This is a genomic window from Nonomuraea bangladeshensis (genome assembly GCF_039529455.1).
In the GTDB taxonomy this organism is placed as follows: domain Bacteria; phylum Actinomycetota; class Actinomycetes; order Streptosporangiales; family Streptosporangiaceae; genus Nonomuraea; species Nonomuraea bangladeshensis.
This window is the reverse complement of sequence record NZ_BAAAMV010000008.1, coordinates 185,892-209,105: the sequence shown is the minus strand read 5'-3', so window position 1 is coordinate 209,105 and position 23,214 is coordinate 185,892. Positions and strand designations below refer to the sequence as shown.

General features: G+C 74.0%; 23 protein-coding genes. 14 read left to right on the top strand and 9 right to left on the bottom strand.

Going from position 1 to position 23,214, the window contains the following annotated elements:
• Positions 1–19 precede the first annotated feature (19 nt).
• The 3 genes from ABD292_RS27020 to ABD292_RS27010 are packed head-to-tail and all read right to left on the bottom strand — an operon-like array spanning position 20 to position 1,812.
• The gene (locus ABD292_RS27020; protein WP_344212012.1) at positions 20–892 is read right to left on the bottom strand and encodes a UTP--glucose-1-phosphate uridylyltransferase; all 873 of its coding nucleotides are present in this window, start codon (positions 890–892) and stop codon (positions 20–22) included.
• A gap of 54 nt (positions 893–946) precedes the next feature.
• Entirely contained in the window at positions 947–1,216 is a 270-nt protein-coding gene (locus ABD292_RS27015) for a DUF1876 domain-containing protein (RefSeq protein WP_344212010.1), read from the bottom strand.
• Positions 1,213–1,812 (bottom strand): hypothetical protein, encoded by a 600-nt coding sequence (locus ABD292_RS27010; RefSeq protein WP_344212008.1) that lies wholly within the window; start codon positions 1,810–1,812, stop codon positions 1,213–1,215. Before ABD292_RS27010 ends, ABD292_RS27015 begins: the two co-directional genes overlap by 4 nt.
• 170 nt (positions 1,813–1,982) lie before the next feature.
• Here ABD292_RS27010 and ABD292_RS27005 point away from each other — a divergent pair, with 170 nt between their 5' ends.
• From ABD292_RS27005 to ABD292_RS26995, 3 genes are all read left to right on the top strand, one after another.
• Entirely contained in the window at positions 1,983–2,834 is an 852-nt protein-coding gene (locus ABD292_RS27005; protein WP_344212006.1) for a universal stress protein, read from the top strand.
• An 85-nt stretch (positions 2,835–2,919) separates the two neighbouring features.
• Positions 2,920–3,573, top strand: coding sequence for a CBS domain-containing protein (locus ABD292_RS27000; RefSeq protein WP_344212004.1), 654 nt, complete (start codon positions 2,920–2,922; stop codon positions 3,571–3,573).
• A 108-nt stretch (positions 3,574–3,681) separates the two neighbouring features.
• Positions 3,682–4,212, top strand: a complete 531-nt coding sequence (locus ABD292_RS26995) for a DoxX family membrane protein (RefSeq protein ID WP_344212002.1) — start codon at positions 3,682–3,684, stop codon at positions 4,210–4,212.
• On the opposite strand, the gene ABD292_RS26990 is transcribed toward ABD292_RS26995, so the two are convergent.
• Entirely contained in the window at positions 4,205–4,879 is a 675-nt protein-coding gene (locus tag ABD292_RS26990) for an HAD family hydrolase (protein ID WP_344212000.1), read from the bottom strand. The two genes, ABD292_RS26995 and ABD292_RS26990, sit on opposite strands and share 8 nt — an antisense overlap.
• A gap of 118 nt (positions 4,880–4,997) precedes the next feature.
• Between ABD292_RS26990 and ABD292_RS26985 the strand changes: the two genes are divergently transcribed.
• On the top strand, positions 4,998–5,912 hold the full coding sequence (locus ABD292_RS26985; protein WP_344211998.1) for a sigma-70 family RNA polymerase sigma factor: 915 nt from the start codon (positions 4,998–5,000) through the stop codon (positions 5,910–5,912).
• Positions 5,913–5,938: 26 nt separating this feature from the next.
• Here the strand turns inward: ABD292_RS26985 and ABD292_RS26980 are convergent, their stop codons facing one another.
• The gene (locus ABD292_RS26980) at positions 5,939–6,484 is read right to left on the bottom strand and encodes a cupin domain-containing protein (RefSeq protein WP_344211996.1); all 546 of its coding nucleotides are present in this window, start codon (positions 6,482–6,484) and stop codon (positions 5,939–5,941) included.
• A gap of 55 nt (positions 6,485–6,539) precedes the next feature.
• Between ABD292_RS26980 and ABD292_RS26975 the strand changes: the two genes are divergently transcribed.
• From ABD292_RS26975 to ABD292_RS26955, 5 genes are read left to right on the top strand one after another with little or no spacing between them, the layout of a single operon-like run.
• Complete coding sequence (locus tag ABD292_RS26975) at positions 6,540–8,030, top strand: SWIM zinc finger family protein (protein WP_344211994.1); 1,491 nt, start codon at positions 6,540–6,542, stop codon at positions 8,028–8,030.
• A gap of 40 nt (positions 8,031–8,070) precedes the next feature.
• Positions 8,071–9,462, top strand: a complete 1,392-nt coding sequence (locus tag ABD292_RS26970) for a DUF5691 domain-containing protein (protein WP_344211992.1) — start codon at positions 8,071–8,073, stop codon at positions 9,460–9,462.
• On the top strand, positions 9,459–10,523 hold the full coding sequence (locus ABD292_RS26965; RefSeq protein ID WP_344211990.1) for an ATP-binding protein: 1,065 nt from the start codon (positions 9,459–9,461) through the stop codon (positions 10,521–10,523). The genes ABD292_RS26970 and ABD292_RS26965 overlap by 4 nt, the downstream gene beginning before the upstream one ends.
• The gene (locus ABD292_RS26960) at positions 10,520–12,817 is read left to right on the top strand and encodes a DUF5682 family protein (RefSeq protein WP_344211988.1); all 2,298 of its coding nucleotides are present in this window, start codon (positions 10,520–10,522) and stop codon (positions 12,815–12,817) included. Before ABD292_RS26965 ends, ABD292_RS26960 begins: the two co-directional genes overlap by 4 nt.
• The gene (locus ABD292_RS26955) at positions 12,814–13,980 is read left to right on the top strand and encodes a VWA domain-containing protein (RefSeq protein WP_344211986.1); all 1,167 of its coding nucleotides are present in this window, start codon (positions 12,814–12,816) and stop codon (positions 13,978–13,980) included. The genes ABD292_RS26960 and ABD292_RS26955 overlap by 4 nt, the downstream gene beginning before the upstream one ends.
• 71 nt (positions 13,981–14,051) lie before the next feature.
• On the opposite strand, the gene ABD292_RS26950 is transcribed toward ABD292_RS26955, so the two are convergent.
• Positions 14,052–15,500, bottom strand: coding sequence for an MFS transporter (locus ABD292_RS26950; RefSeq protein WP_344211984.1), 1,449 nt, complete (start codon positions 15,498–15,500; stop codon positions 14,052–14,054).
• Positions 15,501–15,606: 106 nt separating this feature from the next.
• Here ABD292_RS26950 and ABD292_RS26945 point away from each other — a divergent pair, with 106 nt between their 5' ends.
• The 5 genes from ABD292_RS26945 (at position 15,607) to ABD292_RS26925 (ending at position 20,666) form a co-directional block, all read left to right on the top strand.
• Positions 15,607–16,347 carry a TetR/AcrR family transcriptional regulator gene (locus tag ABD292_RS26945; RefSeq protein ID WP_344211982.1) on the top strand — a complete coding sequence of 247 codons (741 nt, stop codon included), beginning with the start codon at positions 15,607–15,609 and terminating at the stop codon, positions 16,345–16,347.
• 101 nt (positions 16,348–16,448) lie between these two features.
• Positions 16,449–17,846 carry an MFS transporter gene (locus ABD292_RS26940; protein WP_344211980.1) on the top strand — a complete coding sequence of 466 codons (1,398 nt, stop codon included), beginning with the start codon at positions 16,449–16,451 and terminating at the stop codon, positions 17,844–17,846.
• 22 nt (positions 17,847–17,868) lie between these two features.
• Positions 17,869–18,873, top strand: a complete 1,005-nt coding sequence (locus ABD292_RS26935) for an enolase C-terminal domain-like protein (RefSeq protein WP_344211978.1) — start codon at positions 17,869–17,871, stop codon at positions 18,871–18,873.
• Positions 18,874–18,990: 117 nt separating this feature from the next.
• Positions 18,991–19,650, top strand: a complete 660-nt coding sequence (locus tag ABD292_RS26930; protein WP_344211976.1) for a class I SAM-dependent methyltransferase — start codon at positions 18,991–18,993, stop codon at positions 19,648–19,650.
• Positions 19,647–20,666 (top strand): hypothetical protein, encoded by a 1,020-nt coding sequence (locus tag ABD292_RS26925; RefSeq protein WP_344211974.1) that lies wholly within the window; start codon positions 19,647–19,649, stop codon positions 20,664–20,666. Before ABD292_RS26930 ends, ABD292_RS26925 begins: the two co-directional genes overlap by 4 nt.
• 176 nt (positions 20,667–20,842) lie before the next feature.
• On the opposite strand, the gene ABD292_RS26920 is transcribed toward ABD292_RS26925, so the two are convergent.
• The 3 genes from ABD292_RS26920 to ABD292_RS26910 form a co-directional block, all read right to left on the bottom strand.
• Positions 20,843–21,244, bottom strand: a complete 402-nt coding sequence (locus ABD292_RS26920) for a PIN domain-containing protein (RefSeq protein WP_344211972.1) — start codon at positions 21,242–21,244, stop codon at positions 20,843–20,845.
• A complete protein-coding gene (locus tag ABD292_RS26915) occupies positions 21,241–21,489 on the bottom strand; it encodes a hypothetical protein (protein ID WP_344211970.1) in 249 nt (82 codons plus the stop codon). The genes ABD292_RS26920 and ABD292_RS26915 overlap by 4 nt, the downstream gene beginning before the upstream one ends.
• Positions 21,490–21,677: 188 nt before the next feature.
• Positions 21,678–23,186 carry an LCP family protein gene (locus ABD292_RS26910; protein WP_344211968.1) on the bottom strand — a complete coding sequence of 503 codons (1,509 nt, stop codon included), beginning with the start codon at positions 23,184–23,186 and terminating at the stop codon, positions 21,678–21,680.
• Positions 23,187–23,214 lie beyond the last annotated feature (28 nt).

Sequence of the window (23,214 nt, the reverse complement as noted above, 5' to 3'; positions counted from 1 at the left end):
GTAAGTGTTGCGGTAGACGCTAGCCCTCCTGAGCCAATTTACGTAGCTCCGGCCCGTAGGCGGGATCGGCGAGCGCGGCGGCGAACTGCGCCTTGAGGTAGTTGAGCGGAGTGCCGGTGTCCCACCAGGTGCCGTCGATGACCTGCCCGTAGACCGGGTTGCCGGCGGCGGCGTGGCGGTGCAGGGCGTCGGTGAGGTAGATCTCGCCCTCGGGGTGCTCGTGCCAGCGGCGGGTGGCGGTCTCCAGCTCCGCCACCACGCCCGGGGTGACGACGTAGCCGCCGATGGCGGCGTAACGGGACGGGGCCTCCTCCGGGCGCGGCTTCTCCACCAGCCCCGAGATGCGCAGCCGGCCGCCGCCGAGATCCTCCTCGACCACGGGGACGCCGTAGCGGGAGGCGTCCTCGACCGCCATCGGCATCAGGGCCAGCACCGGGGCCCCCGTCGCCTCGTAGGCGGACTTGAGCTGCCGGGCGCGCGGCACCTCGGCCACGAACACGTCGTCGGCCCACAGCACCATGAACGGCTCGTCGCCGATGACGCGGGCGGCGTTGAGCACCGGCGTGCCGTTGCCGTAGGGGCCGTTCTGGTACAGGTACGTGATGTGGGCCAGCGACGACAGCTCGGCCATCGCCGCCGCCAGCTCGTCCTTGCCGGCCGCGGCCAGTTGCGCCTCCAGGTCGGCGTCGGGCGCGAAGTGCCGCTGGACCAGCTCCTTGCGTGAGGAGGTGACGATGGTGATGTCGTCGATGCCCGACTCCACCAGCTCCCTGATCGTGTGCTCGATGACGGGCTTGTCGCCGATCGGCAGCATCTCCTTCGGCAGCGCCTTGGTCAGAGGCAGCAGCCTCGTGCCCAGACCGGCCACCGGGATCACGGCTTTGCGCACCACGTGGGTCTCCTTCGCGAGGTGTGGGCACGTCACCGGGATCATTTCATGACGAAATCACCACGAACGGTTCGGTGCGGACGTCTCGGCCGAGCTCGCGATGTCCTTCCGCGTGGTCAGCGCCAGCTGTTCCGCGAGGTCGGCGAGGGCCCGCGAGGCCGCCAGCTCGTCGCCGATCAGCGGCACCGACGGGTCCGACGGGTTGCGTCGCGCCCGCCCCTGGCCCGTCACCTCGACACCGGCGTCGGTCACCAGTTCCGCCCGCGCCGAGGTGTCGTCGCCGTCCTCGGTCAGCTCCAGGCGTACGTTCCATTCTTTCGCTCTCATGGCACCCGGCTGCCCACCCGCGGCTCGAGGAAACTCCGCCGGAACTCGCGTTCGGCCAGCGTCTTCACGGCGGCCAGCCGGCCGCGTACGGCGAGGAAGTCGGCCGACTGCGACAGCAGCAGATAGACGAGGCCCGGCACGCCCGGGCGGCAGCGGATCCGCTGCCGCGACACCAGCCGCGTGCGCCCCTCACCGAGGTCGCGCAGCGCGATCGTCCAGGCCAGCGTGACGTGGAAGGCGCGGATGGACAGCACCAGCAGCCGGTCCGGCTCCGCCTGCGTCACCCGGTAGCCCACGTCGCCGCCTTTGGCAGGCAACAGGTCGCCGACCCCGAGCTTCCCCGGCTCCGGCGCGAAACCCTGGTCAGGGCCGCTCACCTGCGCCAGCCACGGCCACACCGCCTCCGGCGGCGCCTCGATCGTGACGGCGCGGGTCGCGACGACGTGCGGGTACGTCACCAGCTCGTCGCCCGGCAGCGCCGCGCGGGCCTCCTCGCGGGTCGCGCCCCAGCGCAGCAGCCGGGGACGGACGAGCAGCAGGTACGCGACCGGCACGGCCGCCCACCAGAACGGCCGGGGGTTGGAGAAACCTCTCATGTCTTCAGTGTCCGTTCTGCCCCTTGACGGCGGCCAGTGCCGAAGGGCGGTGGCGGGGCGGACGTTCGGGTGGGCGTGCGGAGGGTCCTTCGGCCCCCGCCTGATGGACCTCCGGCCCTGCGCCCTGCGCCCGCCCGCGCGCTGCGATGGAAGGACGAGAGGAGGCCATCATGATCGTGGTGGGTGTGGACGGATCGATGACCGCGCGGGCGGCGGTGGACTGGGCGGCCGCGGACGCCTTCCGCGCTCACCTGCCGCTGCGGATCGTGCACGCGGTGGACCGCTCGCCGTACCAGGTGGACAGGTCCGGCGGTTCAGGGGGCGCCGACACGCTGGTCCGCGAGGGGCAGCGGGTGCTGCGCGAGGCCGTCGCCCTGGCGCGCGAGCGGCAGCCCTCGGTCGAGGTGACGACGCGGGACCTCGAGGGCTCGCCCGTGGCCGTGCTGCGCGAGCAGGCGGAGCGGGCCGGCGAGATCGTGCTCGGCAGCCGGGGGCTCGGCGGCTTCGCCGGGACGCTGCTCGGCTCCGTCAGCGCGCAGGTGGCCGGGCAGGCGCGCTGCCCCGCCGTCGTCGTACGCGGCGAACGACGGCCCCGGCAGGGCAGGATCGTGGCCGGCGTGGACGACTCGCCCACGTCGGAGCCCGCGCTCGCCTACGCCTTCCAGCAGGCGGACCTGCGCGGCAGCGCCCTCCAGGTCGTGCACGCCTTCGCGCCGGAGATCGCCCGCGACCTCGACGAGGTGCGCGCCGGCCGGCACCGGGTCGTCCAGAAGCGGCTGCGGGCCTTCCGCGAGCGCTATCCGCACCTGGAGGTCGAGGAGGCCGTCAGGTTCGCCCACCCGGTGGACGCGCTCACCGCGGCCTCCGCCGAGGCCGACCTGGTGGTGGTCGGCTCCCACGGGCGCGGGCCGTTCGGCGCGGCGGTGCTCGGCTCGGTCAGCCGGGGCGTCCTGCACCACGCCCGCTGCACCGTCGCCGTCGTACGGGCTCCGGGAGCGGACGTCCCCGCGCAGAGGACTTAAGCCACCACCGGCACGGGACGTTCGCCGGTGACGGGCACGCCCGCGGGTAGCGGAGCGTGGGTGGGGAAAGCGAGGTGGGAAGAGCATGACCATCGAAGTCAAGGACCTCATGGGACGGGTGGCCATCGCCGTCAGGCAGGACGCGTCGTTCGCCGACATCGTGGCCGCGATGCGGCGGTTCGCGGTCGGGGCCGTCACCGTCATCGACGCCGAGCGGCGTCCCGTGGGCGTGGTCACCGCGGACGATCTCCTCATGAAGGAGACCGACCAGGTGCGCCACAGCGTCTCGATGTACGAGTCGCACCGGCAGCGGGCGGAGCACGAGAAGGCGGCGGCGGTCACGGCCGCCCGGCTCATGACCTCGCCGGCGATCACCGTCACGCCCCGCGACCCGGTGCGGGTGGCGGCCCGGCTGATGCACGACAGGCGCATCAAGCAGCTCCCCGTGGTCGACCCGGACACCGGCAGGATCGTCGGCACCCTCCACCAGCGGGACGTGCTGCGCGTCTTCACCCGGCCGGGCGAGGAGCTGGCGGCCGACGTGCGGGCCGTGCTGCCCGAGCGGGGGGCGTACACGATCGAGATCGACCGGGGCGTGGTGCGCGTCGCGGGCGAGGCCGAACGGCGCTCGCAGGTGATCGCGCTCGTGGAGCGGCTGCGCGCGGTGGAGGGCGTCATCGACGTGGTCGCGGACGTGCGCTGCGCCGTGGACGACCTCGTGGCCATGCCGCCGGGTTGAGGACCAAAGGCCCCGCCAGGCGGGTCGTACGGCTCTGCGTCAAAACCAGGTGAAGCGATGTCCTTGAGATACCGGAAATCGACGCGATCTCCACGAAAGGACGCCGTCATGACCGCCACCGCCAGCAAGCACGCCACCCCGGGCCACGTCGCCACCGAAAGCGCACGCCGCCCCGTGGACTACGTCTGGGCCGCCGCCCGCGTCGCCCTCGGCTGGGTCTTCCTGTGGGCCTTCCTGGACAAGACCTTCGGCTGGGGCTTCGCCACCCCGGCGGCCAAGGCCTGGATCAACGGCGGCAGCCCCACCACCGGCTTCCTCAAGGGCACCGGCGAGAACGCCCTCGGCGGCCTGTTCACCCCGCTGGCCGGACAGGTCTGGGTGGACTGGCTGTTCATGCTCGGCCTCCTCGGCGTCGGCGCCGCGCTCGTCCTCGGGGTCGGCACCCGGATCGCCGCCGTCGCCGGGACCGTGATGCTGGTGCTCATGTGGGCGGCCGAGCTGCCCCTTACCACGAACCCGTTCATGGACGAGCACCTCATCTACGCGATCGTCCTCGCCGGCCTGGCCCTCGCCGACGCCGGCGCCACCCTCGGCCTCGGCAACCTGCGCATCGTCCGCGAGAACGCGTGGCTCAGGTAGCCGGACCGCCCGCCCCGGCGCCGGCTTCCCGCAGAACGGACACACCCGCCAGAACGTGGCCGACCACATGGTCGGCCACGTTCGCGTCCACCGGCCGGACGCCGTGGTCGATCCACACGCTGCGCAGCCCGGCCGCCCTCGCGCCCGCGACGTCCGTGACCGGGTCGTCGCCCACCATCCAGCCCCCGGCCGCCAGGTCCGCCCCGCAGCGCCGGGCCGCGATCGCGAACAGCTCCGCCGCCGGTTTGTGCACGCCCTCCGCCCCGGAGATCGCGTAACCGTCGATCAGCGTGTCCAGCCCCGTCCGCCGGATCTTGGCGAGCTGGCGCTCGCCCGAGCCGTTCGTGGCGATCCCCACCCGCCAGCCGTCGGCGCGCAGCTCCGCCAGCGCCTCGCGGACCCCCGGATAGCAGTCCACCAGGGACGGCAGCCGCCGCCGGAACGCCTCCCACAGCTCGGCCGCCGGCTCGGGCAGCCCGAACCGCCGCCGCACCCCCGCGAAGAACCGCGCCCGGTCCGCACCCGCCTCGGCGTCCAGCGCCGTGATCAGCCCGGCCGCCTCCGGCCCGAGCTTCCGCTCCTCCGCCAGCTCGGCGGCCCATCCGGCCACCGCCGTGTCCAGGTCGAGAAGGGTCCGGTCCAGGTCGAAGAGCACGAGCGGCGCCATGCCCGCCAGCCTACGGCCGCGTACATGCCCGGAGGTCCCTCACGAAAAGGACTTTCGCCGCTGGGCCCGCCGCCCGCCCCGGCGATGTCATGGGAGCCGGAGTGATCAGGAGGCTGTGATGAGCATGGTGGGGTCCGACGGCTCCCGTACGGCACACGACACCGGGCCGCAGGCCGACCGGCTCGGCGACTACCTGGCCCGCATCGGCGGCACGCCGCTGCTGACCGCCGAGGAGGAGGTCGCGCTGGCCGGGCGCGTCGCGGCCGGCAGGTCCGCCGCCCGCCTGCTCGCCGCCGGCGACGCGCGGCCCGGCCTGGAGGAGCTGGCGGCCGACGGCCGGGCCGCGCGGGAGCACCTCATCCGGGCGAACCTGCGCCTCGTGGTCTCCGTCGCCAAGCGGTACGCCTACCGCGGCATGTCCTGGGCCGACGTCGTCCAGGACGGCAACCTGGGCCTCATGGAGGCCGTCGAACGCTTCGACCACACCCGCGGCCACCGCTTCGCCACCTGCGCCACCTGGTGGATCCGCAAGTACATCCAGCAAGGACTGGAGTACGCGCACACCGTGCGGCTGCCGATCGGCGTCCAGGACGAGCTCGGCAGGCTGGCGCGGGCCGAGAGCGCCGTCGCGCAGCGCCTCGGCCGCACCCCCACCGAGGACGAGCTGGCCGCCCACCTCGGCGAGAAGCCGGCCAGGCTCGTCCTGCTGCGGCGGATCTCCCAGGGCTGCGTCAGCCTCGACCTGGCGCCCGGCGACCTCGTCGAGGACCCCGGCGGACCGGCGCCCGTGGAGAGCGCCGAGCGGGAGGCGCTGAAGGACGTGCTGACGGCGCTGGTGGCCGGGCTGGCGCCGCGCCAGGCGATGATCGTACGGATGCGCTACGGCCTGGACGGCCAGGACGAGCACACCCCCCGCCAGATCGCCGACCGGATGGGCGTGACCCCGCACTGGGTGCGCCAGCTCGAACGCGAGTCGCTGGCCCGCCTGTGCCGGCGCGGCACGAGGGCGGGCCTGACGGCCTGGATCGGCTGAATCGGCGCGTCCGGGCCTCGGCGGCGTCAGGCCGTGAAGTCGGCGAAGTCGAAGCCCGGCGAGACGACGCAGCTCACCAGCACCGGCTCGCCGGCCGCCGGCCGGGCCGACTGCGTGACGCCGCCGGGGACGACGGCCTGCGGGACCTCGCCGTCCTCGACCCGCGGCCCCAGGACGACCGTGCGCTCGCCGATCGTCAGCTCCAGCGGCCCGCCCCGGTGCCACAGCCAGACCTCGTCCGACTTCACCACGTGCGGCACGGACTCCTCGCCCGGGTTGAGCAGGAAGTAGATGCCGGTCGCGGTGGCGCGGGGACCGGCGTAGCCGGGCGGCTCGAACGTCACCCCCGTACGCCAGGTCTCCCTGAACCACCCGCCCTCCGGGTGGGGGAGAAGGTCCAGGGCGGCGGCCACGGGCGGGCGCTCGACGAATGCGACCGGGGCGCCGGTGACGTCCCTGCGCAGGAAGCGGGTGCCGTCGAGGACGAGCTGTCCGGGCAGGCCGGCGGCCAGCGCGGCGGCCTCGTCGGCGACGTGGACGGACGGCCCGTCGGGGTAGGTCTTGAGCTCCACCCGGCCGAGTCTAGGGGGCCGCGAAATGTCGGTCGGAGTGGCTAGTCTGCGACGGGTGATCGAACGGTGGAGCCGTGATCAGGTGCTCGCCCTCGCCCCCGACGCCGCCTCCCGCAAGGCCGCCCAGGGCGTGGCGTCGCCCGGGAAATGGCAGGTGCGCGGCGTGGCCGGCGCGCTTCTCTACGGCGCGTGCCGCGGCAGCGGCGCCACGCCCTACCTGGCGTGCGTCGACCTGACCGGGCCCGCCTACCGCTGCACCTGCCCCAGCCGGAAGTTCCCCTGCAAGCACGCGTTGGGGCTGCTGCTGCTGTGGGCGGGCGACGCCGTCCCGGAGGGAACCCAGGCCCCGGCCTGGGCCACCGAGTGGCTCACCGCCCGCACCGCCCGCGCAACCTCCACCCGATCTCCGGCGCAGCCCCCCACCGGGCCCGAACCGGCGCCGGAGCGTTGGCCCGCCGAGGATCGACTGGGGCCGGAGCAGCGGGTTGACGGGGCGCTGAGGCGGCAGGCCGCCGGGGCCGCCTCGGGGCCTGAGCGACGCCCCGACGAGGCGGAGGTCGGGTCGGAGCGGCAGCTCGCCGAAGCCGGGACAGGGCGGCAGGCCGAGGTAGGGACCGAGCAGCCGGCCGATGGGGTCGAGGTGGGGCCGGCGCGGCAGCCCTCTGGGGCGGAGTCGGTGCGGCATGGGCGGGTGGGTGCGGGGCTGGCCGAGGTGGAGCGGTGGCTGGCTGACCAGGTCAGGCAGGGGCTCGCGGGAGCGGCCGAGCACGAGTGGGACGGCCTGGCCAAACGCCTCATCGACGCGCAGGCCCCCGGCGTCGCGGGCATGGTGTCTCGGCTGGCCCAGGTGCGGGCGGGCGACGACTGGCCGGGCCGGCTGCTGGCCGAGTACGCGCTGATCAACCTGCTCGCCGTCGCCTACCGGCGGCGCGCCGAGCTGCCCGCTCCGCTGGCCCGTACCGTCCTCATCCGCGCCGGATTCCCCGTCACGCGGGAGGAGGTGCTGGCCGGCCCGGCCCTCCGCGACCACTGGGACATCCTGGGCCGCCGCGACGAGGTGCAGGACCGCCTGACCGCACGCCGCGTGTGGCTGCGCGGGCGACGGAGCGGGCGGGCCGCGCTGGTGCTGTCGTTCGCGCCGCAGGGCCAGCCGCTGGACGCCTCCCTGGTCACGGGCGTCACCCTCGACGCCGACGTCGCCTTCTACCCCGGCGCGGCCCCCTTGCGGGCCCTGGTCGCCGACCGGCACGGCACCGTCCCCGCCGCCGGCCCGCCGCCCGGCGGCCCGCCCGAGGAGGCGCTGGAGGAGGTCGCCCGCGCCGTGGCGGAGGACCCGTGGGTGGAGTCGTGGCCGGTGGTGCTGACGGACGTCGTCCCCGAGCGGACCGCGATCGGCGGGCTCCCGCTGCACCCCGCCGCCCACGACCCCTGGCGACTGCTTGCGGTGTCGGGCGGCCATCCGCTCACGGTGGCGGCCGAGTGGACGCCGCGGGGCCTGCGCCCCCTCACCACCTGGGACGACGACGGCACGGCGGTGATCCTGTGAGCGTACGAGGGCCAGTGGGAGCAGTGGGGGAGGGGGCTCGGTGAGCCGGTGGGACGAGTTGACGTCGGCGGCGCTCGTGGGCACCGATCGGCGGCCGTACCACGGTGTGCTGCTGGAGGACGCGGCCGTAGAGGTGGCGCGCCTGCGGGCGGGGCGGCGCCTCGGCCCGCTCGCGCCTCCGGACCCCGCGCCCGCCGAGGACCGCCCGGCCGTCGGACGGCAGGCGGCCGAGCGCCTGGCCCGCATCCTGGGCGGCGAGCACGAGCGGCTGCTGCCCGAGTGGCTGGCCGCCGCGGCGGCGACCGGCCGCCGCGTCCCCCCGCGCATGCTGCCCGACCTGCTCGACCGCGGCCGGCGCGACGGCTCCATCCGGGCGCACCTCGGCGTGCTGGCCGGGCGGCGCGGCAGGTGGCTGGCCGCGCTCAACCCGGCGTGGGCCTACCTGCTGGCCGAGCCCACGGGCGAGACCTGGGAGCTCGGCGGCCCCGCCGACCGCCGCGCCCACCTACGGGCGCTGCGCGCGGCCGACCCCGGCGAGGCGAGGCTGCTGCTGGAGAGCACGTGGGAGCGCGAGACCCCGGACGACCGGGCCGAGTTCGTCGCGCTGCTGGCCGACGGGCTGAGCATGGCCGACGAGCCGTTCCTGGAGGCCGCGCTCGACGACCGCCGCCGCGAAGTACGCCAGACCGCCGCCAACCTCCTCACCCGCCTCCCCGCCTCCCGCATGGCGCGGCGGATGGCCGAGCGGCTGCGGTCGTGTGTCACCGTCACCGGCGACGTCATCGTCATCGAGGCCCCCGAGGCGTGCGACAAGGCGATGGAACGCGACGGCATCCGTCCGAAGCCCCCGCGCGGCCTCGGCGAGCGCGCCTGGTGGCTCCAGCAGCTCATCTCCCGCGCCCCTCTCGCGGCATGGGGCCACCCGCCCGAGCGGCTGCTGGCCATGCGCGTTCCTGACTGGGACGCCGAGGTCAGGACCGCCTGGGTACGCGCCGCCGTGCTCCAGCGCGACCCCGCGTGGGCGCGGGCGATGTTCGGCTGGGACCCGATCGCCGACCTGCTGGTGTCGCTGCCGCCGCAGGAGCAGCAGGACCTGGCGGCCGGTTTCGTACGCGGCCACGAACCCGACAGTCAGCTCATCATGGTGCTCGGCGGCGTGTCGTCCCCGTGGAAGGAGGAGCTGGCCACGGCCGTCCTCCACAAGATCGTCAAGGTGTCGGCCACACAGCCGTGGAACCTCGGCGAGCTGGTCAAGCTGGCCGGCGAGCACATCGACCCCACGCTGTTCCCGCTGGCCGAGAGCTATTCGCCGGTCGAGCCGATCCAGCAGGTCGCGGCCCTGCTGCGGTTCCGCGCCGACCTGCACAAGGAGTTGTTGCCCGAGATGTCCGACAGCGCCCCGGTCATGAGACCGACGAAGGAGCACCCATGACCGTTCTGCGCCCGCACGCGGAAGACCAGTACGCCGAGGAGCTCGCCCTCCTCGCCAAGGACGACGACCGGCCACGGCCGCCGGGCTGGCGGCTGTCGCCGTGGGCGGTCACCACCTACGTGCTGGGCGACGGCGACCGCGTCACCCCCAAGTACATCGGCCCCCGCCGCATCGTCGAGGTCGCCGTCGCCACGCTCGCCACCGACCGCGCGCTGCTGCTGCTCGGCGTGCCCGGCACCGCCAAGACGTGGCTGTCGGAGCATCTCGCCGCCGCCGTCAGCGGCGACTCCACGCTGCTCGTGCAGGGCACGGCCGGCACCGCCGAGGAGGCCGTACGCTACGGCTGGAACTACGCCCGCCTCCTCGCCGAGGGCCCCTCGCTCGACGCGCTCACCCCGTCGCCCGTCATGCGGGCCATGGCCGAGGGACGCATCGCCAGGGTCGAGGAGCTGACCCGCATGCCGTCCGACGTCCAGGACGCGCTGATCACCGTGCTCTCGGAGAAGACGCTGCCGATCCCCGAGCTCAACCGCGAGGTGCAGGCCGAACGCGGCTTCAACGTCATCGCCACCGCCAACGACCGCGACCGCGGCGTCAACGAGCTGTCCAGCGCCCTGCGCCGCCGCTTCAACACCGTGGTGCTGCCGGTGCCGGCGACCGCCGAGGAGGAGGTCGACATCGTCGCCCGGCGCGTCGCCCAGCTCGGGCGCTCGCTGGAGCTGCCGGAGACGGCCACGGGGCTGGAGGAGATCCGGCGGGTGGTGACGGTCTTCCGCGAGCTGCGCATGGGCGTCACCGAGGACGGGCGCACCAAGCTCAAGTCGCCGAGCGGCACGCTGTCCACGGCCGAGGCCATCTCCGTGCTGACCAGCGGCATCGCGCTCGCCGCCCACTTCGGCGACGGCGTCCTGCGCCCGGCCGACGTCGCCGCGGGCATCGTCGGGGCCGTGGTGCAGGAGCCGGTGTCCGACCGGGTGGTGTGGCGCGAATACCTGGAGACCGTGGTCCGCGAGCGCTCCGACTGGCGCGACTTCTACCGAGCCTGCCGCGAGGCCACATGACCACGTCCGGAGCGCTGGTGGTGGGGGAGGCGCGCGTGACGGTGCTCGGCGTGCGCCACCACGGGCCGGGCTCGGCCAGGGCCGTCCGCGCCGAGCTCGAACGCCTGCGTCCCGACGCGATCCTCATCGAGGGGCCGCCCGAGGCCGACGCGCTCGTCCGCCTCGCCCCTGGTCTCGACCCGCCCGTCGCGCTGCTGGCGCACGTGCCGGGGGCGCCGTCGCGTGCGGCGTTCTGGCCGTTCGCCGGGTTCTCGCCGGAGTGGCAGGCGATCCTGTACGGGGTGTCGGCCGGCGTACCGGTGCGCTTCTGCGACCTGCCGGCCGCGCACACCCTGGCCGAGGACCCGCGAGGCGGCGAGGACCAGCCGCCCGCCGCACGACCGGCCGACCCCATCGGCACACTGGCCGCCGCGGCCGGCTACGACGACCCGGAACGCTGGTGGGAGGACGTCGTCGAGCACCGGCCCGGCCCCACCGCCGAAGCGCCGGCGCCCTGGTTCGAGGTGATCGCCGAGGCCATGGCCGCCGTACGCGAGGGTCACGTGCCGGACGAGCGGGAGGCCAGGCGCGAGGCCCACATGCGCAGGACCGTCCGTGCCGCGCTCAAACAGGGCCACACCCGCGTCGCGGTCGTCTGCGGCGCCTGGCACGTGCCCGCGCTCACCGGCCCGCAGCCGTCCGCCGCGGCCGACAACGCGCTGCTGCGCGGCCTGCCCAAGGTGAAGGTGGAGCTGACCTGGGTGCCGTGGACGTACGGCCGGCTCGCCTCCTGGAGTGGCTACGGCGCGGGCGTCACCTCGCCGGGCTGGTACCACCACCTTTTCACCGTGCCCGACCACCCGGTGGAGCGGTGGCTGGCCGAGGCGGCCGGGGTGCTGCGCGGCGAAGGGCTCGCGGTGTCGTCCGCGCACGTCATCGAGTCCGTACGGCTCGCCGAGAGCCTGGCCGCGCTCCGCGGCCGGCCCCTGGCCGGGCTGAGCGAGGTCACCGAGGCGGCACGAGCGGTCCTGTGCGAGGGCGACGACCTGGCGGTGGAGCTGATCCAGCGGCGGCTGGTCGTCGGCGACCGGCTCGGCCGCGTACCGGACGGCGTGCCGATGGTGCCGCTCCAGCGCGACCTGCGCGACCAGCAACGGCGACTGCGGCTGCGGCCCGAGGCGCTCGACCGCGAGCTCGACCTCGACCTGCGCAAGCCCCTCGACCTCGAACGCAGCCACCTGCTGCACCGGCTGCGGCTGCTGGAGGTGGGCTGGGGCACGCCGGGGCAGGCGCGCGGCAAGGGCACCTTCCGCGAGACGTGGACCCTGCGGTGGCGGCCGGAGCACGATCTCGCGCTCATCGAGCACGCCGCGCTCGGCACCACCGTCGCGGCGGCGGCCACGCGGCGGGCCGCCGACCGCGCCGGAGGCGGCTCGGCGGCGCTGGCGGAGCTGACGGCGCTGGTCGAGCACTGCCTGCTGGCCGACCTGCCGGACGCGCTGCCCGCCGTGCTTGCCGCACTGTCGGCGCGGGCCGCCCTGGACACCGACGTCACGCACCTCATGGCGGCACTGCCCGCGATGGTCCGCGCCCACCGGTACGGCGACGTACGCGGCACTCCGGCCGAGGGGCTGGCGGTGATCGTCCGTTCGATGCTGGACCGGATCAGGATCGGGCTGCCGGTCGCCGTGACCGGCCTGGACGACGACGCCGCGGCCGACCTGCTCAAACACATCGACGCCGTCCACGCCGCCGTCGCCCTCCTCACCGAACACGTGGACGGGACGGAACATGCGGAGCCCGTCGAGCGGCCCGAGGGGGGACGGGAGCGGGAACGTTGGCTGGCGACGTTGCGTGGGCTCAGCGACCGGCAGGATCTGCACGGCCTCATCGAAGGCCGGCTCACCCGGATCCTCCTCGACTGCGGCGAGCTCGACGACGCCGGCGACCGCATGTCCCGGGCCATGTCCCGCGGACAGGCGCCGGCGCGGGCCGCATCCTGGGTGGAGGGTTTCCTGAGCGGGGGAGGCCTGCTGCTGGTGCACGACCCTCGGCTGCTCTCCCTGGTGGACGGCTGGCTCACCGGGCTGTCCGGCGACCAGTTCACCGACGTGCTGCCGCTGCTGCGCCGTACGTTCGGCGCGTTCGCCGCCCCCGAGCGCCGTTCGATCGGCGAGCGCCTGCGTTCGGCGGGACGCGAACGGGACCGGGACGACGCCCACGACCTGGACGACCGCCGCGCGGCCGGCGCCGTCGCCACCGTCCTGTCGATCATCGGCCGCACACCCGCCCGCACCACCGAGGGGGAACGATGAACGACGAGCGGATGCGGCGCTGGCGGCTGGTGCTGGGAGGCGGCGACGCCGACGGGGTCGGGTTCGGGCTGCAGGGGGACGACGCCCACATGGACGCCGCCCTCGCCGCCGTCTACGACCACGGCGAGGGCGGCGGCGCCGGGACCGGCGGCGGCGGCAGGGAGGGCGGGCTGGGGGCGTCGGCCCCGCGCGTGGCGCGCTGGCTCGGCGACATCCGGACCTACTTCCCCGCCACGGTCGTCCAGGTGATGCAGAAGGACGCGATCGAGCGGCTCAACCTCACCAGGCTCCTGCTGGAGCCGGAGATGCTGGAGGCCGTGGAGCCCGACGTGCACCTGGTCGGCACCCTGCTCGCGCTCAACAAGGTGATGCCCGACCAGGCCAGGGAGTCGGCGCGGGCGGTGGTCCGCACGGTGGTGGCGGAGCTGGAGCGCCGGCTGGCGCAGCGGACGCGGGCGGCGGTGGCGGGCGCGCTCGACCGCTCGGCGCGCACGCACCGACCGAAGCGGACGGCCGACATCGACTGGGACCGTACGATCCGGGCGAACCTCAAGCACTACCTGCCCGACCGCAACACGGTGGTCCCGTCCCGGCTGGTCGGCTACGCCCGGCGCAGGCGGGCGGTGCAGCGGGAGGTCGTGCTGTGCGTCGACCAGAGCGGGTCGATGGCGGCGTCGGTGGTGTACTCAAGCGTGTTCGGGGCGGTGCTGGCCTCGATGAGGTCGTTGCGGACGTCGCTCGTGGTGTTCGACACGGCGGTGGTGGACCTCACGGACCAGTTGCACGACCCGGTGGAGCTGCTGTTCGGCACCCAGCTCGGCGGCGGCACCGACATCAACCGGGCCGTCGCCTACTGCCAGGGCCTCATCACCCGTCCGGCTGACTCGATCTTCGTCCTGGTCAGCGACCTGTACGAGGGCGGCGTCCGGCAGGAGATGCTGCGCCGGGTGGCGGCGATGAAGGAGGCCGGCGTCCAGGTGATCGTGCTGCTGGCGCTGTCCGACGAGGGGGCGCCCTTCTACGACCACGAGAACGCCGCCGCGCTGGCCGCGATGGGGGTGCCGGCGTTCGCCTGCACCCCCGACGCCTTTCCCGGGCTGATGGCGGCGGCGATCGAGCGCCGCGACATCGGCCGCTGGGCGGAGCACACCTTCGGAGCCTGATCCCACAGCCCTGCCGCCCGCCCTGCCGCCCGTCCTGCCGTCCGCCCTGCCGTCCTCATGGCCGACGGGGCTCAGTGGGCGGATTCCTGGTCGGGGCGGGCGTGCCGCGGCAGCAGGAACGACAGCGCGAACGTCAGCACCAGCAGCCCGACCTCGACCCACACCGTGACCTCCATCGAGGCGCCGAACCCCCACTGGTCGGCGAGCAGGTTGAAGAACAGCGTCCCCAGCAGGGCGCTGCCGAGCGCGCCGCCGAGCTGCTGCACGGCGGTCAGCGTCCCGGACGCCGAGCCGGACTCGTGCGGCTCGACACCGGCGAGCACGATGTCGAAGAACGGCGCCATGGTGAGCCCCATGCCGATGCCGACGAGGCCGAGGCCGGGGGCGAGCTGCCAGACGGTGACGTCGAGCCCGGCGAAGTGGATGGTGAGCGCGAGCACGGCCGCCCCTGCCCCCATCACGGTCGCGCCGATCTGCAGCAGCCCGCGCCCGAGCTTCTCCTGCAGCCCGGACATCGCCAGGCCGAAGCCGACCACGCCGCCGACGGCCTGCGGCAGCCCGGCGAGGCCCGCCTTGAGCGGGGAGAAGCCGAGCCCCATCTGGGTGTAGAGGGCGAAGACCAGGCCGATGCCCATCATGCCGGTGAAGAAGGCGAGCCCGGCGACGAGCCCGCCGGTGAAGGCGCGCTTGCGGAACAGGCCGGGGACGACCAGCGGGTCCTTGCCGGAGGCGGCGCGGCGGGTCTCGTACCGGGCGAACACGGCGAAGACCACGATCGAGGCGGCCATGGACGCGAACGTCCACCAGGGCCAGCCCTGCTCGCGCCCCTGGATGAGCGGGTAGACGAGCAGCAGCGCGGCGAGCGAGACCAGCCCGACGCCGCCGAGGTCGAGCCGGGTGGCGTTGGACAGGCGGAACTCGGGCAGGAAGCGGATCCCGGCGAGCGCGGCGGCGAGGCCGAGCGGCAGGTTGATCAGGAAGATCATGCGCCAGCCGGTGCCGAAGAAGTCGGCGTCGACGAGCCAGCCGGCCAGCACCGGGCCGCCGACCGACGAGATGGTCATGACCGGCCCGAACATGCCGAACGCCTTGCCCATCTCGTGCGGCGGGAACATCTCCTTGATCAGGCCCAGCCCTTGGGGCAGCATCACGGCGCCGAACAGGCCCTGCAGCACCCGTGCGGCGATCAGCATCTCGGGGCTGACGGCGATGCCGCACAGCAGCGAGGCCGCGGTGAAGCCGAAGGCGCCGATGAGGAACATGCGCTTGCGGCCGTAGAGGTCGCCGAGCCGGCCGCCGGTGATGAGGCCGACGGCCATGGCGAGCGTGTAGCCGGCGCCGAGCCACTGCACGAGGCTGTCGCTCCCGCCCAGGTCGCGCTGGATCGTGGGGGCGGCGATGGTGGTGACCAGGGCGTCGAGCAGGTCCATTACCTCGGCGGCGAGGATCACGAAGAGCGCGACCCATCGCCACCGGTAGCCCTGGGCCTCGCCTGTCTCCTGGGAGGCGGTGACGGTCATCTTGGTAACTCCTGACGGATGAAACAGTGTTCTGAGGAACGAACGGTGTTCGTCACGAACACCGTTTTAGTAGCGAACACTGTTCGTGTCAAGTACAGTGTTCGGTATGGACCGGACGAGGACGACCGACGGCGTGCCCGCCCCTCCCTGGCGCAAGTCACGCCGGCAGCCGCAGCCCAAGCGCCAGCTCAGCCAGGACCTCATCGTCGAGGCCGGGCTGCGGATCCTGGACGACGAGGGGTTCGAGGCGCTCAGCATGCGGCGCGTCGCCCAGGAGCTCGACACCGGCCCCGCGTCCCTGTACGCGCACGTCGCGAACAAGGAGGAGCTGCTGGAGCTGATCTACGACCGGGTGCTCGGCGAGATCCGGCTGCCCGAGCGCGACGCGGCCCACTGGAAGGAGCAGCTGCGCGCGTACTGCCTGGAGGTGCACCGCGTCCTCGGCCACCACTCCGACGTGGCCCGCGCGGCGCTGGCGAGCATCCCCACCGGCCCCAACTCCCTGCGCGCGGGCGAGTTCGTCTACGGGCTGCTCATCGAGGCCGGCATGCACCCGAGGGAGGCGTCGCTGGTCATGGACCGCCTCTCGCTCTACCTCATCGGCGACGCCTACGAGGGCTCCCTGCACCGCGCCAGGATGCGCGCCGCCGGGCTGACCGACCCGCAGGAGTACTTCGAGCGGTTCTCCGGCCAGATCGCCACCTACTACCGCGCACTGCCCGCCTCCACCTTCCCGCACCTGCACCAGCACATCGACGAGCTGGTCGCCGACGACGGCGAGAACCGCTTCATGTACGGGCTGGAGCTGATGCTCGACGGCCTGGAGAACCGCATGCCCGGCGCCTGATCCGGCCCCGGTCCAGAGCCTGATCTAGGTCCAAGTGCCGAGAGGCGGCTAGGACCAGCGGCCGATGTGCTGAGCTGTGCCTTCGCCCTAGCGTGACCGGCATGACGACGATCGTTGAGGAGAAGCCGGCCCCGGCCGGCGTGGTGTCGGCGCCGTACCGTGCGCTGAGTTTCGGGCTCGTGGCCATCGTGACCCTGCTGGCGTTCGAGGCGATGGCGGTGGCCACGGCCATGCCCGTGGTGGCCCGCGAGCTGGACGGCATGCCCCTGTACAACCTGGCCTTCAGCGCCACCCTGGCGGCCAGCGTGATCGCGACCGTGCTGGGCGGGCGGTGGAGCGACCGGCGCGGGCCGCTCGAACCGATCGCGGCCGGGGTGGTGACGTTCGTGGCCGGGCTGCTGCTGGCGGGGTTCGCGCCGACCATGGAGGTGTTCGTGGCCGGGCGGTTCGTGCAGGGGCTCGGCGCCGGGGCCACCCAGGTCGCCCTGTACGTGCTGGTCGCCCGCGTCTACCCCGCCGCGCTGCATCCGAAGGTGTTCGCGCTGTTCTCGGCCGCGTGGGTGGTGCCGTCGATGGTGGGCCCGGCGATCGCCGGGTTCGTGGTGCAGAACGCCGACTGGCGGTGGATCTTCCTCGGCGTCTCGCTCATCGTCGTCCCGTCGGCGCTGCTGCTCTGGCGCGGCACCACCGGCCGCGACCTCGGCACAGGCTCCGGAGAGCCCGCACCGGGCGCCGACCCCGCCCCCGCTCTCGGCCGCAAGCTGGTCTGGGCCGCGGTGACGGCCGTGGCCGCCGCGCTCATCCAGTACGGCAGCGCCCTGGAGCTGGCCGGCCTGCCCCTGCTCGCTGCGGGCGTCGTCCTGCTGGCCGTGGCACTGCCCAGGCTGCTGCCGACCGGCTCGCTGCGGGCCGCGCCCGGCCTGCCGAGCGCGCCGGTGCTGCGCGGGCTGGCGTTCGGCTCGCTCACCGCCGCCCAGGTGCTGATCCCCCTCATGCTGATCAACGAGCGCGGGCTCAGCGCCACCGCCGCCGGCATCGTCCTCACGGTCGGCGCGCTCGGCTGGTCCACCGGCTCCTGGCTCAAGGGCCGCGGCCGGATCAGCAACCTGCTCGCGGTCCGCGGCGGAGCCGCCCTGCTCGCGACCGGCCTCGCGCTGGTCACGCTCGTGCTGGTGGACTCGGTGCCGCTGGCGCTCGCGCACGTCGCCATGGCCATCGCCGGACTCGGCATCGGCATGCTGCACCCGACGGTCTCGGTGCTGGTGCTGGAGATGTCCGCGCCGGGGGAGGAGGGCCAGAACAGCGCCGCCGTGGGCGTCGGCGAGTCGGTCTTCACCGTGGGCGCCGTCGCGGCCAGCGGCGCGATCTTCACGGCCTCCGGCGGCAGCTACGCGGCCGGTCTGCTCACCGCCGTCGCGCTGGCCGTGCTGGCGTTCGCGCTGGCCCCCCGTTTGGTCCGGTCCCGCACAGCAGGCACTATGGAAGTGACCGTGCCCTAAGTGGGCCGTAAGAGGGGGGTACATGCCGCGAGTGCGTGAGCTCGAGGTCTTCCGGCTCGTCCTGCCGTACGGCAGGAGGTCGGAGACCCTGCTCGTGAAGCTCACCGACCAAGGCGGCATGACCGGGTGGGGCGAAGCGCTCTCCCCTCAGCCCAAGACCTGGTCGAAGCTGGAAGAGACGCTGGCCGCCCTGCTCATCGGCGTCGACTGGGAGCACCCCGACGCCGTCCCGAGCGGCGACCCGGCGGTCGACATGGCCTGCTGGGACCTGTGGACGAGGATGCGCGGCGTGCCGCTCGCCGAGGCGATCGGCGGCACCCGCACCTCCCTCATGGCCACCGTCCGCCTGTCGCCCGACCCGTCCACGGAGAGCCTGGTCAGCCGGGTCAACCAGCAGGTCTGCGCCGGCTACGGGCACGTCACGCTCGACGTGCGTCCCGGCTGGGACGTCGAGCCCGTACGCGCCGTCCGGGCCGCCTACCCCGCGCTGACCCTCGCCGTCGACTGCGGCAACGCCTACACCGAGCAGGGCCAGCTCGTCGCCCTCGACTCCTACGGCCTAGAGGTCATCGAGCGGCCGTTCGCCACCGGCGACGTCTACGCCCACGCCGCGCTCCAGGACGAGGTGACGGCCTCCGTGGCCGTCGAGGTCGCCTCCACCGCCGAGCTCGACGACTTCCTCACCGTACGGGCCGCGCGGGTGCTGCTGCTGCGGCCCACGGCGTTCCCGTCCCTGAGTGAAACCCGCCGCGCCCACGACCGGGCGGCGGCGGCCGGCTGGGACATCCAGTGCGCGGGCGGCCAGGGAATGGGGCTGGCCAGGGCGGCCACCGTCGCCGTCGCCAGCCTGCCCGGCTGCACGCTGCCCTGCGACGTCACCCAGCCGCCCCGGCAGAACCAGCTCGTCACCCCGATCGTGGGGGCGAACGCGGGCGTCATCGCCGTCCCGCTGACGCAGTCCGGGCTCGGCCACGACATCGACGAGACCCGCCTGCGCCGGATGGCGAAGGAGACCTTCCACGCCTGAGGCCGGTGTTCGCCGAACGCGTACCGGCCGGGCGGCCCGGCGGACGCGCCGACGTGGTGGAGTTGGCCTGAGAGCCGGGCGCGGCGGGACGTCCGGGCCGCTGCCGGAGGTGGGCTGATGGCGAGGGACGCCGACGAGGACGCGATCCGGCTGGCCGGGGAGTCGCTGGCGGCCGGCGATCCGCTGGGCTGGTTCGAACGCCTCTACGCCGAGTCGGCGTCCGGCGAGGCGATCGTGCCCTGGGACTCGCGCGCCCCGCACCCCCTGCTCAGCGAGTGGGCCGAGGCCCACGCCGACGGAAAGGGGCGGGCGCTCGTCGTGGGGGCGGGGCTCGGCGACGACGCCGAACACCTCGCCGGGCTCGGCTACGACACCGTCGCCTTCGACGTGAGCGAGTCGGCCGTGCGGCTGGCGCGCGAGCGGTTCCCCGGAAGCCGGGTGCGCTACGAGGTGGCCGACCTGCTGCGCCCGCCGGAGGAGTGGCGGCGGGCGTACGATCTGGTGGTGGAAATCATGACGGTGCAGGCGCTGCCGGAGCCGCTGCACGCCGCCGCCACCGAGGCGGTCGCCGGGTTCGTCGGCCCCGGCGGCACACTGCTGGTGATCGCGACCGGGCGGGAGGAGGGCGGGCCGGTGTTCGCGCCGCCGTGGCCGCTGACGCCGTCCGAGATCGCCGCGTTCGCGACGGACGGCCTGGAGCGGGGCACGGTCGAGGACCTGCGGGACGGCGGGCGCCACCGCTGGCGGGCCACCTTCCACCGCTCGCTCACGGCATGAACGGGCCGAGCGCCGTGCTGCCCGAGGAGGCGCTGCACCTCAGCAACGGCGACGCCACCGACGTGCCGGGCACCGGCCTCGCCCGGCGCGTGGTCTACTGGCGCGACGTCCTGCACGAGGGCCCGGTGCCGGAGGTCGCCCCGGCCGAGCTGCGCCGTGTCCGCGCCGACCACCTCACGGCCTGCCACGGCGCCGAGCGCGAGGCGACGCTGCGCGCCTTCGCCGAACGCGACCAGGCCCTTGAGGACAACCGCGACGGCGCGTACGTCCTGTGGTTCGAGGCCGACCTGTACGACCAGCTCCATATCGTGGAGATCCTCGCCCGCCTGGCCGCCCTGGGCGTTCCCGCAGAGCGGGTGACGCTCATCTGCATCGGCGAATACCCCGGCATCGCTCAGTTCGGCGGCCTCGGGCAGCTCACCGCCGAGCAGCTGCGCGAGCTGCCCGGCACCGGAGCGTGCGCCCGGCTGACCCCGGCGGCGCTGGAGCTGGCCACCCGCGCGTGGGCGGCCTTCCGCGCGCCGACGCCCGAGGGCCTGGCCGCCATCGCCGCCGCCCGGCTGGGGGAGCTGCGCTTCCTGGGCGAGGCGTTCGACCGGCTCGGCCGCGAATACCCCTCCACCCGGGACGGGCTGTCGCTGTCCGAACGTCGGGTGCTGGCCGCCGTCGCCGCCGGCGCGCCCGACGCGGGCACGGCCTTCGTCCGGGCCGGGGCACGCGAGCCGCGGCCCTTCATGGGCGACCTCACCTGCTTCGACCGGATGGAACGGCTGGCGCGGGGCCCGCACCCGCTGCTCGACCTCGACCCGGCCGCCGGCCCAGTGACGCGGGCGACCCGACTGCGCCTGACGGACACCGGCGCGCGCGTCCTCGCCGGCCAGGCCGACCAGGTCACGCTCAACGGCGTCGACCGGTGGATCGGCGGCGTCCACCTGCACGGCCACCAGGTGGCGTGGCGCTGGAACGAGGCCACGGAAACCGTCACCCCCGCCGCGAAGGAGCAGGAGAGTCAGTGAACGAACGTGACGCCTACACCATCACCGCCGCAGGAGCGGCCCCTGGTGGGCGTTGACCGTCCACGGGCCCGGCCTCAAGCGCGGCTACCACACTCAGGTGAAGCGCTTGGAGCACGCCGAGGAGATGGCTCGCGATCTCGCGGCCACCTGACCGCAGGCTGCCGGGATCATCGCGGTCAGAGGGCGATGAGCCGTACGCGGCCACCGCAAAGGCGGGCCAGGTCGTCGATGTCGGAGGTGAGGATGGCGACCGGTCCGGGCTGCCGCAGGGCGACCTCCGCCACGGTCGCGTCGATCGCGTACTTGTGACCGTGCAGTCCCGCGGTCTGAAGCAGCTTCGCGGAAGCCTTGGCCGCCCTCGCGGTCACCGGCTCGATCCTGACCCGCGAGAGCGCCCACTGCAGACGGGACAGGTTCACCCGCGCGTGGCTGACCTCCACGATGGTGTTGGCGCTGATGACGAGGTCCGCGCCCATGCCGTGGAACACCTGGAACATCGCGAGCACCTTACGGTCTTGCGCGATCCAGGCGGCCAGCCCTTCGGAGTCCAGGACGACGGTCTCGACGTGGCCGATCACTCCGGGCCCGCCTCGTGGCCGTGACCCCTTGCACCGAGGATCCTCGACCGGGCCTCAGCGAGTTCTTCCTCGGTGAACCTGCCGTGCTCCTCCTGGTAATGGAGCAGGTCGGCGCCGAGGAGCTGATGCCGGAGCTGGCGCGCCACCGCTTCGGCCACATAGGCGGAGAGGTTGTCGGTGATCTTCTTGAGCTCGGCCACCTGGTCGTTCGGCAGGGTCACCGTGATGCGCGTCGTCTCGGCCATAGACCCAGCATACCGTGGTATGCGCGGGTCGGGTGGGCGGGCCGGCGCCGGGCAGCACCAGGTGGATCAGCCGGGAGCGGCGGCGCATCCGGTAGCTGCGGGCGGTGTCGAGCGGGCGAGGGCCAGCGAGGTGGAGTTGTCGAACCCGGCGCCCACCTGGCCGCTGACGACGGCGGGGACGATGGCGCTCAGAGGGCGCCGCCGCAGCCCTCCGTCAGGCCCTTGACCGGGTCGTCGTCCGTCCCGGACTGCTGCTTCTTCTTGGGGGCCTTCTTCTCCGGAGTCTTGGTCGGCGAGGGGTCGGCCGACGCGCCGCTGTCGGCGTTCGCCGGCGTGGCGGGCCCGGTGGCCGCGACGGCCGGGCTCGCGGCGGAGGAGTCGCGGATGGCCTTGGCCGTGATGCCGCGGATCTTGTCCCAGTCGGGATAGCCCGTGTTGATCAGCGGCGGCACGAACTGCACGCTCGACACCTTCGCGTTCTTGACCTTGAGAGCCAGCGGCACCAGGTTCTTCAGCATCGAGAACGGGATGTCGGTCCTGATCAGCTCCTTGGTGGCCAGCGCGATGCGGTTGAAGCGGGTCAGCACCGTCGCCGGGTCGGCCTGGGTCAGCAGCGCGCCGAGCACGCACCGCTGGCGGCGCATCCGGGTGAAGTCGTCGCTGTTGGTGCGCGAGCGGGCGTACCACATCGCGTCGGCGCCCTTGAGCTTGCGCGTGCCGGCCTTGACCAGGCCCTCGTTGTAGCGGCCGAACACGACGTCCGTCTCGACGGTGAGCGTGATGCCGCCGATGGCGTCGATGAGGCGGGCGAAACCCCACATGTTGACCAGGGCGTACCAGTCGACCCTGAGGCCGAGGGTGTAGCCGATCGTGTCCATCAGGACCTTGGGGCCCTGGTGCTGCTTGCCGCCGAAGATCTCCGGGTGCGCGTCGGCGTACTCCCAGACGCTGTTGAGCAGGTCGCTGCGGCCGCCCCCGGGGTCGGCCGGCAGGCGGAAGCCGCTGGGGAAGCGCTCGGCCATCGGCGTGCCGGGGCGGAAACGCACGTCCTCCAGGTTGCGCGGCAGGCTGAACAGCACGGTGTTGCCGGTCTCCACGTCCACGCTGGCCAGGTTCATGCTGTCGGTGCGGACCCCCACGCGGTGGTCGTCGGCGTCGCCGCCCAGCAGCAGGATGTTGACCCGCTTGCGCCCCGCCCACGGGTCCTCGGGCGAGGGCTGGGCCGTGGCCGGGGTGCCGGCGTCGGCGCTGAGCCCGGTGCCCGGGTCGGCGGCGGCGGGCTCCTGGAAGATGTCGTTGATCGTCGCCTGGGCGGTCCACGCGAGGTTGCCGAGCGCGCCGAACGGCACCACGACGAGCACCGCCATCAGCCCCGCGAGCGTGCCGGTGAGGATCTGCCCGCCCTGCGACAGCCCGCTGGGCCGCAGCACCACGAACGAGTGGACGATCAGGGCGAACCAGGCCACCCCGAGCACGATCGTCCCGGCGATGACCGCCGTCATGGCGGTGTTGTCCATCAGGGCGCCGACCAGGTCGCCGGTGTCGACCGCGAGCCACACCCCGAGCGCGGTCAGCAGCAGGACCGCGTAGCAGGACAGCAGGACCAGGCCCGTCCTGCGCCGGCCCGCGCGCAGGTGCGCCGCGCCCGGAGCCAGCGCCGACAGCGCCAGCCAGCCGAGCACCGCGCCGGTGCTCACCGGTTCCTTTGCCTGCACGACATCCCCG

Excerpts from the sequence above, each read along its gene's own strand:
- ABD292_RS26930 (WP_344211976.1), top strand. The coding sequence starts at position 18,991 with ATGGCGAGGGACGCCGACGAGGACGCGATCCGGCTGGCCGGGGAGTCG.
- ABD292_RS26915 (WP_344211970.1), bottom strand. The coding sequence starts at position 21,489 with ATGGCCGAGACGACGCGCATCACGGTGACCCTGCCGAACGACCAGGTG.
- ABD292_RS27010 (WP_344212008.1), bottom strand. The coding sequence starts at position 1,812 with ATGAGAGGTTTCTCCAACCCCCGGCCGTTCTGGTGGGCGGCCGTGCCG.
- ABD292_RS26985 (WP_344211998.1), top strand. The coding sequence starts at position 4,998 with ATGAGCATGGTGGGGTCCGACGGCTCCCGTACGGCACACGACACCGGG.
- ABD292_RS27000 (WP_344212004.1), top strand. The coding sequence starts at position 2,920 with ATGACCATCGAAGTCAAGGACCTCATGGGACGGGTGGCCATCGCCGTC.
- ABD292_RS26995 (WP_344212002.1), top strand. The coding sequence starts at position 3,682 with ATGACCGCCACCGCCAGCAAGCACGCCACCCCGGGCCACGTCGCCACC.
- ABD292_RS26950 (WP_344211984.1), bottom strand. The coding sequence starts at position 15,500 with ATGACCGTCACCGCCTCCCAGGAGACAGGCGAGGCCCAGGGCTACCGG.
- ABD292_RS26940 (WP_344211980.1), top strand. The coding sequence starts at position 16,449 with ATGACGACGATCGTTGAGGAGAAGCCGGCCCCGGCCGGCGTGGTGTCG.
- ABD292_RS26935 (WP_344211978.1), top strand. The coding sequence starts at position 17,869 with ATGCCGCGAGTGCGTGAGCTCGAGGTCTTCCGGCTCGTCCTGCCGTAC.
- ABD292_RS26960 (WP_344211988.1), top strand. The coding sequence starts at position 10,520 with ATGACCACGTCCGGAGCGCTGGTGGTGGGGGAGGCGCGCGTGACGGTG.
- ABD292_RS26925 (WP_344211974.1), top strand. The coding sequence starts at position 19,647 with ATGAACGGGCCGAGCGCCGTGCTGCCCGAGGAGGCGCTGCACCTCAGC.
- ABD292_RS27015 (WP_344212010.1), bottom strand. The coding sequence starts at position 1,216 with ATGAGAGCGAAAGAATGGAACGTACGCCTGGAGCTGACCGAGGACGGC.
- ABD292_RS26955 (WP_344211986.1), top strand. The coding sequence starts at position 12,814 with ATGAACGACGAGCGGATGCGGCGCTGGCGGCTGGTGCTGGGAGGCGGC.
- ABD292_RS26965 (WP_344211990.1), top strand. The coding sequence starts at position 9,459 with ATGACCGTTCTGCGCCCGCACGCGGAAGACCAGTACGCCGAGGAGCTC.
- ABD292_RS26945 (WP_344211982.1), top strand. The coding sequence starts at position 15,607 with ATGGACCGGACGAGGACGACCGACGGCGTGCCCGCCCCTCCCTGGCGC.
- ABD292_RS27005 (WP_344212006.1), top strand. The coding sequence starts at position 1,983 with ATGATCGTGGTGGGTGTGGACGGATCGATGACCGCGCGGGCGGCGGTG.
- ABD292_RS26990 (WP_344212000.1), bottom strand. The coding sequence starts at position 4,879 with ATGGCGCCGCTCGTGCTCTTCGACCTGGACCGGACCCTTCTCGACCTG.